Source organism: Kitasatospora sp. NPDC036755 (assembly GCF_040636595.1).
Taxonomy (GTDB): domain Bacteria; phylum Actinomycetota; class Actinomycetes; order Streptomycetales; family Streptomycetaceae; genus Kitasatospora.
Genome location: NZ_JBEZUT010000386.1, coordinates 1 through 7,502 on the forward strand (window position 1 = coordinate 1; position 7,502 = coordinate 7,502).

Annotated in this window: 5 protein-coding genes and 1 pseudogene; all 6 read left to right on the top strand. The window is 74.7% G+C overall.

What is annotated here, in order from left to right; genetic code table 11:
- Positions 1–2,971: amino acid adenylation domain-containing protein (locus AB0E96_RS35830; protein WP_359830109.1), on the top strand; the 2,971-nt coding region annotated here is incomplete at its 5' end.
- A 95-nt stretch (positions 2,972–3,066) separates the two neighbouring features.
- Positions 3,067–4,104: a guanitoxin biosynthesis L-enduracididine beta-hydroxylase GntD gene (gene gntD / locus AB0E96_RS35835; protein WP_359830111.1), complete on the top strand. Its 1,038-nt coding sequence runs from the start codon at positions 3,067–3,069 to the stop codon at positions 4,102–4,104.
- Between the two features lie 44 nt (positions 4,105–4,148).
- Positions 4,149–4,940, top strand: coding sequence for an SDR family oxidoreductase (locus AB0E96_RS35840; RefSeq protein ID WP_359830112.1), 792 nt, complete (start codon positions 4,149–4,151; stop codon positions 4,938–4,940).
- Between the two features lie 43 nt (positions 4,941–4,983).
- On the top strand, positions 4,984–5,382 hold the full coding sequence (locus AB0E96_RS35845; RefSeq protein ID WP_359830114.1) for a cobalamin-dependent protein: 399 nt from the start codon (positions 4,984–4,986) through the stop codon (positions 5,380–5,382).
- Complete coding sequence (locus tag AB0E96_RS35850; RefSeq protein ID WP_359830116.1) at positions 5,382–6,644, top strand: methylaspartate mutase; 1,263 nt, start codon at positions 5,382–5,384, stop codon at positions 6,642–6,644. The genes AB0E96_RS35845 and AB0E96_RS35850 overlap by 1 nt, the downstream gene beginning before the upstream one ends.
- Before the next feature lie 29 nt (positions 6,645–6,673).
- A pseudogene (locus tag AB0E96_RS35855) lies at positions 6,674–7,502 on the top strand (glutamate synthase); the annotation flags it as partial.

Sequence of the window (7,502 nt, forward strand, 5' to 3'; positions counted from 1 at the left end):
CCTCGACGCCTACGCCCACCAGGAACTCCCCTTCGAGCGCATCGTCGAAGCCGTCAACCCCACCCGCTCCACCGCCCGCCACCCCCTCTTCCAGACCATGCTGCTGCTCAAGAACGGCAGCGGCGCCGGCCTGGCCCTGCCCGGCCTGGAGACCTCCGAGCACCCGCTGGACCTGCACATCGCCGAGTTCGACCTGCTCTTCGGCGTCAGCGAGGACCCGGCCGGCGGCCTGCACTGGACCGTCGAGTACGCCACCGACCTGTTCGACCACGCCACGGTCGAGACGATGACGGCCCGGCTGCTGCGCCTGCTGGAGGCACTGGTCGCCGACCCCGACGCCCCCGTCGGCCGGGCCGAACTCCTCGCCCCCGAGGAGCGGGAGCGCATCCTCACCGAGTGGAGCGGCCACAGCGTCGAACGGCCCGCGCCGCTCGCCGAGCGGCCGGTGCACGAGTTCCTGGAGGAGCAGGCCCGCACCCGGCCCGGCGCGACCGCGCTGGTGCTGAACGAGGAGCGGATCGACTTCGCCGAGCTGAACGAGCGGGCCGACGTCCTGGCCCGGGAGCTGGTCCGGCGCGGTGCCGGGCCCGAGGAGCGGATCGCCGTCGCGCTGCGGCGCTCGACCGCCTCGGTGGTGGCCCTGCTCGCGGTGCTCAAGGCGGGTGCGGTGTACGTCCCGGTGGACACCGGGCACCCGGCGGACCGGATCGCCTACATCCTGCGGGACGCGGCTCCCCTGCTGGTCCTCACCACCTCGGACGTGGACCCGGCGCTCACCGAGGGCGCCCCCGTCCTCCTGCTGGACGCACTGCCGGACACGGTGTCGGCCACCGCCCCCCAGGACAGCCCGGCCACCGCCCCCACCGACCGCGACCGCCGCACCCCGCTGCTGCCCGCCCACCCCGCCTACCTGCTCTACACCTCCGGATCGACCGGCCGCCCCAAGGGCGTGGCGGTCGAGCACCGGGCGCTGACCAACCTCTTCCACAGCCACCAGGAGACGCTGTTCGCCGAGCACACGGCCGCCACCGGCCGACCGGCCGCCAGGGTCGCCGTGACGGCGCCGCTGACCTTCGACGCCTCCTGGATGGGCCTGCTCGCCCTGTTCGCCGGACACGAGCTGCACCTGCTGGACGACGCCACCCGGCGCGACCCGGCCGCGATGGTCGGCTACGTCGGCCGGCACGGCGTGGACTTCCTGGACACCACCCCGACCTACGGCCTGGAGATGCTCGAACACGGCCTGCTCTCCACGCCCGCCCTCACCCCGCGCACCCTCACCTTCGGCGGTGAGGCGATCCCGGAGCCGCTCTGGCGGCGTCTGCTCGCCGAACCCGCCACCACCGCCCACAACTTCTACGGCCCCACCGAGTGCACCGTCGAGACGCTCACCACCCCGCTGGAGGCGACCGACACCCCGGTGATCGGCCGGCCGATCGCGGGCGCCCGGGTGTACGTGCTGGACGAGGCCCTGCGCCCGGTGCCGGCCGGGGTGACCGGCGAGCTGTACATCGCCGGGGACGGCCTGGCCCGCGGCTACGCCGGCCGCCCCGCGCTGACCGCCGAGCGGTTCGTGGCCTGGCCGTACGGCGACGGCACCCGGATGTACCGCTCCGGCGACCTGGCCCGCTGGCGGGCCGACGGCAGCCTGGAGTTCTGCGGCCGGGTCGACGACCAGGTCAAGCTCCGGGGCTTCCGGATCGAGCTGGGCGAGATCGAGGCGGCCCTGGGCCGCCACCCCGGTGTCGCGGCGGGCGCGGTGGTGGTCCGCGAGGACCGGCCGGGTGACAAGCGCCTGGTCGGCTACCTCGTCCCGACCGCCGGCGACGGGCCGGACCAGGCCGAGTTGCGCACCTTCCTGGCGGCCGCCCTGCCCGCGTACATGGTCCCGGCGGCCTTCGTCCCGCTCCCGGTGCTGCCGGTGACGGCCAACGGCAAGCTGGACCGCAAGGCGCTGCCGGCACCCGAGTACGGCGGGCTGGGCCGGACGCCCGCCACGGCGCTGGAGCGCGCCCTGGCCGAGGTCTTCGCCGAGGTGCTGCAGGCAGCCCGGATCGGGGTGGACGACAGCTTCTTCGACCTCGGCGGGCACTCCTTCCTGGCCGCCCGGGCGGTGAACCTGATCCGCGCCGCGCTCCCGGAGCAGCTGTCCGACCTGACGCTGCAGACCTTCTTCCGGACGCCCACCGTCGCCGGGCTCGCGGCGCACGCCGAGACCGGCGGGGCCGCCGCCGGGGCCGACCCGCTGGTCCCGCTCGGCACCCGGGGCAGCCTCCCGCCGCTGTTCTGCGTGCACCCGGTCACCGGGCTGAGCTGGTGCTACGCGGGCCTCGCCGGAGCGCTGCCGGACCGGCCGGTGTACGGGCTGAACGCCGACCTCGACCCGGCCGGCCGGCACCCCGACCTGGCCTCCCTGGTGGACGCCTACCTGGACCGGATCAGGGCCGTCCGGCCGAACGGCCCGTACCACCTGCTCGGCTGGTCGCTGGGCGGCAACCTCGCCCACGCGATGGCCTGCCGACTGCAGGAGCTCGGCGAGCAGGTCGGCCTGCTGGCCGTGCTGGACTCCTACCCGACGGGTCCGGCCGGTGCCGACACCGCGGCGGCCGGCCACGGGAGCACCGCCCCCGCCTTCGAACCTGCCGAGATCGCCGGCTTCCTCGACCGGGAGGGCGCCGAGGGCGCCGGAGCCGCCCTGGACCCGGCGTTCATCGCCACGCTGGCCGAGGCGGCCGCGCACACCGTCGCCCTGGTCGAGGGCGCCGTCCCGGGCCGGTACGACGGCGACCTGCTGCACGTCACCGCCGCCGCCGGCCGGGAGCCGGACGCCCCCGTCCCGGCGGACTGGCGGCCGTACCTCACCGGCCGGATCGACGGCCACGACGTCGACTGCGAGCACCTGGACATGACCCGCCCGGCCCCGCTCGCCGCCGTCGCCGAACTGCTCGCCCGCGATCCGCGCCTCGTCTGACCCCGACCGCCCCGCCGGCTCCGGGCGCACCCGCCCGGAGCCGGATCCGCGGTGCCCGAAGAGAGCCGACTCCTCACCCCGAAGAGAGCCGACCAATGATCGAAGAGACCATCGCCCAGTACGAGTTGTCCGCCGACGAGGTGGACCGGATCAGAGCCGGCGCGGCCCGGCTGGCCACGACCTTCACCGACCCGACCGCGCCGCACGCCTACGACGACCTCCGGCACCGCTTCGCCGACCACGGGCTGCCGCCCCGGCTGCGCGCCTTCCTGGAGGAGTTCCGCCGCACCGAGTCCGCCGCCGGGCTGCTGATCCACGGCTTCCCGGTGGACGACGCCGCGGTCGGCCCGACCCCCGAACACTGGGAGCGGGTGGCTGACCCGGGGGTCACCCTGGAGCAGGAGCTCTTCCTGGCCATGTGCGGCACCGCCCTGGGCGACCCGTTCACCTTCTCCACCCTCCAGCTCGGCCGGGTGATCCAGAACATCCTGCCGATCCGCGGCGACGAGGCGCGCCAGAGCGGCCACGGCAGCGAGACCCTGCTGGAGTTCCACACCGAGGACGGCTTCCACCCGGGCCGCTGCGACTACCTGCTGCTCCTCGGGGTCCGCAACCACGACCGGGTGCCGACCATCATGGCCTCGGTGCGGGACGTCAAGCTCGCCGAGGAGGACTGGGCGGCGCTGTTCCGCCCGGACTTCCAGATCATGCCCGACGACGAGCACGTGCGGCAGCTCAAGCTGCGCGACCCCGAGCACCCGGCGCTCGCCCGGGCCGAGGAGATGCAGCGTGACCCGGTCGCGGTGCCGGTGCTGTTCGGCGACCGGGACCGCCCGTACCTGCGGGTCGACCTGCCGTTCATGCGCTGCGCCGCCGACCGGCCGGGCGCCGAGCAGGCACTGCACGCGCTGATGACCGAGCTGGAGCGGGTGCAGCACTCGGTCGTGGTCGAGCAGGGCAGCCTGCTGGTCGTCGACAACTACCTCGCGGTGCACGGCCGCAAGCCCTTCGCCGCGCGCTACGACGGCACCGACCGCTGGCTCAAGCGCATGATCGTCAGCCGCGACCTGCGCAAGGCCGCCCAGGCCGGCGCCGCCGGCGGGCTGCCCGGTGGCAACCGGGTCCTCTACTGAGCCTCCCGCCTCCCCGACCGCCCTTCCCCACCCAGGAGTCCACCTTGCGCACCGTCATCGTCTCCGGCGCCTCCAGCGGCATCGGCCGCGCCACCGCCGCCCGCTTCGCCCGGGCCGGGGACCGCGTCTTCAACCTGGACGTCACCGCCCCCCAGGGCCCCGACGCCACTGACGCGCCGGGCACCCCCGACGACACCGGGGCCTCCGCCGAGGTCCGCTGGCTGGAGGTGGACACCGCCGACTGGGCCGCCGTCCGGGAGGCCGTGCGCCGGGTCCACGAGGAGACCGGCCGACTGGACGTGGTGATCGCCAACGCCGGGATCAGCGTCCGGCACGGCGTCCTGGACATCGAGGAGGCCGACGCCCGGCGGATCACCGACGTCAACCTGCTCGGCGTGCTCGGCCTGTGGCAGGCCGCCGCCAGGGTCATGACGGCCGGCGACGGCGGCGTGCTGCTGGCCACCGCCTCGGTCAACGGCCGCCGCGGCTACCCGCGGTACGCCGACTACAACGCCACCAAGGCCGGGATCGTCGCGCTCACCCAGACCTTCGCGATGGAGCTCGCCCCGCTCGTCCGGGTGGCCTGCGTCAGCCCCGGCGCCGTCCTGACCCCGATGCAACTCGCCGAGTACACCGGCGAGATGCTCGACGCCACCAACGCCCGGATCCCGGCCGGCCGGCACGCCGCCCCGGAGGAGATCGCCGCGGCCTTCCACTACCTGGCCTCCCCGGAGGCGCGGTTCCTCACCGGCCAGGAGTTGGTCGTCGACGGCGGGGAGACCGCCGGCGCCACCACCTCCGACTGGGGCACCGCCCTGCCGGCCGCCCGCAACTGACCCCCACCAGCCGGAGATTCGGAAAACGCCGATGCACATACTGGTGACGACGACCTCGTCCGACTCGCACACCTGGAACCTGATCTACCTGCAGCACCTGCTCGCGGAGTGGGGCCACGAGGTGACCAACCTCGGCGCCTGCGTCCCGGACGAGCTGGTGATCGGCGAGTGCTCCCGACTGCACCCCGACGCCCTCGTGGTCAGCAGCGTGAACGGCCACGGCGCCAACGACGGCCTGCGGCTGATCCGCGGCCTCCGGGCCGTACCGGAACTGGCCGCGCTGCCGGCCGTCATCGGCGGCAAGCTCGGCACCGCCGGCAGCGCCGCCGCCTGGGCCCCCCGGCTCCGCGAGGCGGGGTTCGACGCGGTGTTCGAGGACGACGAGGGCATCCTGCCGTTCCGGACCTTCCTGGACCGGCTCGCGGCGCGGGTGCAGGTCTGATGGCCTGGACCGTGGACTTCGGGTCGTTCGTGCGCTCCGCCCCCGAGCTGGTGGTCCAGCCGCGGATGGGCTTCGGCACCCGGGCGCGGATGCGGCACGGACTGCTCGCCACCCGCAGCGCCGACGCCACCACGGTGGGCACCCTGACCCTCGACAGCTACACCAGGGTCGGCGACCACGCGTCCGCCCGGCGGGCCGTGGACGAGGGCGTCGACCTCAACGGCTACCCCATCGTCACCCACGGCCCGGAAGCCACCCGCCAGATGCTGGACGGCATCGTCGCGGCGGACTTCCCCGTCCAGGTGCGGCACGGGTCGGCCGCCCCGCAGGCGATCATCACCGCCCTGGCCGAGTCCGGCCTGCACGCCACCGAGGGCGGCCCGGTCTCCTACTGCCTGCCGTACAGCCGCACCCCGATCGCGGCATCGGTCCGCAACTGGGAGGAGTCCTGCCGGCTGCTCGCCGCGGCCGGCCGGCCCGGACAGCGGCCGCACCTGGAGTCCTTCGGCGGCTGCATGATGGGCCAGCTCTGCCCGCCCTCGCTGCTGGTCGCGCTGTCCGTGCTGGAGTGCCTGTTCTTCGTCCAGCACGGCCTGACCAGCGTCTCGCTCAGCTACGCCCAGCAGATCCACGAGGAACAGGACGAGGAGGCCGTACGGGCACTGCGCGCGCTGGCCGCCGAACTGCTGCCGGGCACCGACTGGCACGTCGTCGTCTACACCTACATGGGCGTCTACCCGCGCACCCCCTCCGGCGCCCGGGCACTGCAGGACCGGGCGGTGCGGCTGGCCGTGCGCACCGGCGCCGAGCGGCTGATCGTCAAGACGGCCGTCGAGGCGTACCGGATCCCCACCGTCGCCCACAACGTCGAGGCGCTGGAGGGCTCGGCCCGCACCGCGCGGCTCACCCGGCCCCGGCCGGCCCCGGGCGGCCTCGCCGACAACGAGGTGTACGCGCAGGCCCGGGCCCTGGTCGAGGCCGTGCTCTGCCTGGGCGAGGACGTCGGGGCCGCGCTGGTCGAGGCCTTCGCCCGCGGCTGGCTGGACGTCCCCTACTGCCTGCACCCGGACAACGCCGGGCGCACCGCCACCTACATCGACGACCGCGGCCGGCTGGACTGGAGCGCGATCGGGGCGATGCCCATCGGACACCTGGTGACCCCGCGCCCCGCCGCCACGATGACCAGCAGCGGACTGCTGGACGCCCTGAACCACGTCGTGTCCCGGGTGGACCTGGGGCAGTTCGCCGAGGCCGGCGCATAGCCGGCGACCCGTACGAGGAGAAGACTTCGATGAGTTCGCTGCACGCCGGCGGGTACCCGCAGGAGCAGGTCCGGGCCAGGGCCAGGGAGGGCGCGCCGCTGGCCTTCCCACCGGCCGCCACCTACGGGCAGGAGCTGTTCGGCGCCGAGCCGCAGCCGGCGCCCGGCGGGGGCGGGGACGTGCTGGACGCGACCCGGCTGGTGCCGCCCGCGTTCATGCCGCTGCGCCTGGAGAAGCTGATCGACCTGGGCCGGGAGCCGCTCTACCAGGACGTCGAACTGGCCACCACCGTCGGCGGGTTCGGCTCCGCGCTGCCACTGTACGTGTCGGCCTTCGGCTCGACCCAGGTCGCCAGCCGGGACCTCGGGACGGCGGCCGGCCGGCAGGCCGCCCGGCTGGGCATCCCGATGGTGGTCGGGGAGAACGTCGGCCCCGTCAACGGCACCGGCCGGCTGGGCGAGAAGGAGGGCCGGACCCTCCTGGGGCGGATCGCCGCCTACCAGGACGAGCTGACCGGACCGGGTGGCGGGATCGCCGTCCAGCAGTCCACCGAGGACGCCGACGCCGAGATCTGGAACCTGATCTACAGCGACACCTCGGTCCAGCCGCTGATCGACTCCGGCCGGCTGGCCTTCGAGCTGAAGGTCGGCCAGGGCGCCAAGCCGGGCCTGGGCGGGATGACGCTGGTGGACCGGGAGTCGGCCCGCCGGCTGGAGCAGCAGTACGCGGTGGAACCGCTGCTGCCGGAGAGCGCGGGCGGGCGTCGACCTCGGCGGCAAGGTGGTCGGCGCCATCCAGTGGTACGCCAACAACGACGACGAGTACCGGCACGCCGGGATGGACCTCTACCTCGACCCG

Excerpts from the sequence above, each read along its gene's own strand:
- gntD (WP_359830111.1), top strand. The coding sequence starts at position 3,067 with ATGATCGAAGAGACCATCGCCCAGTACGAGTTGTCCGCCGACGAGGTG.
- AB0E96_RS35850 (WP_359830116.1), top strand. The coding sequence starts at position 5,382 with ATGGCCTGGACCGTGGACTTCGGGTCGTTCGTGCGCTCCGCCCCCGAG.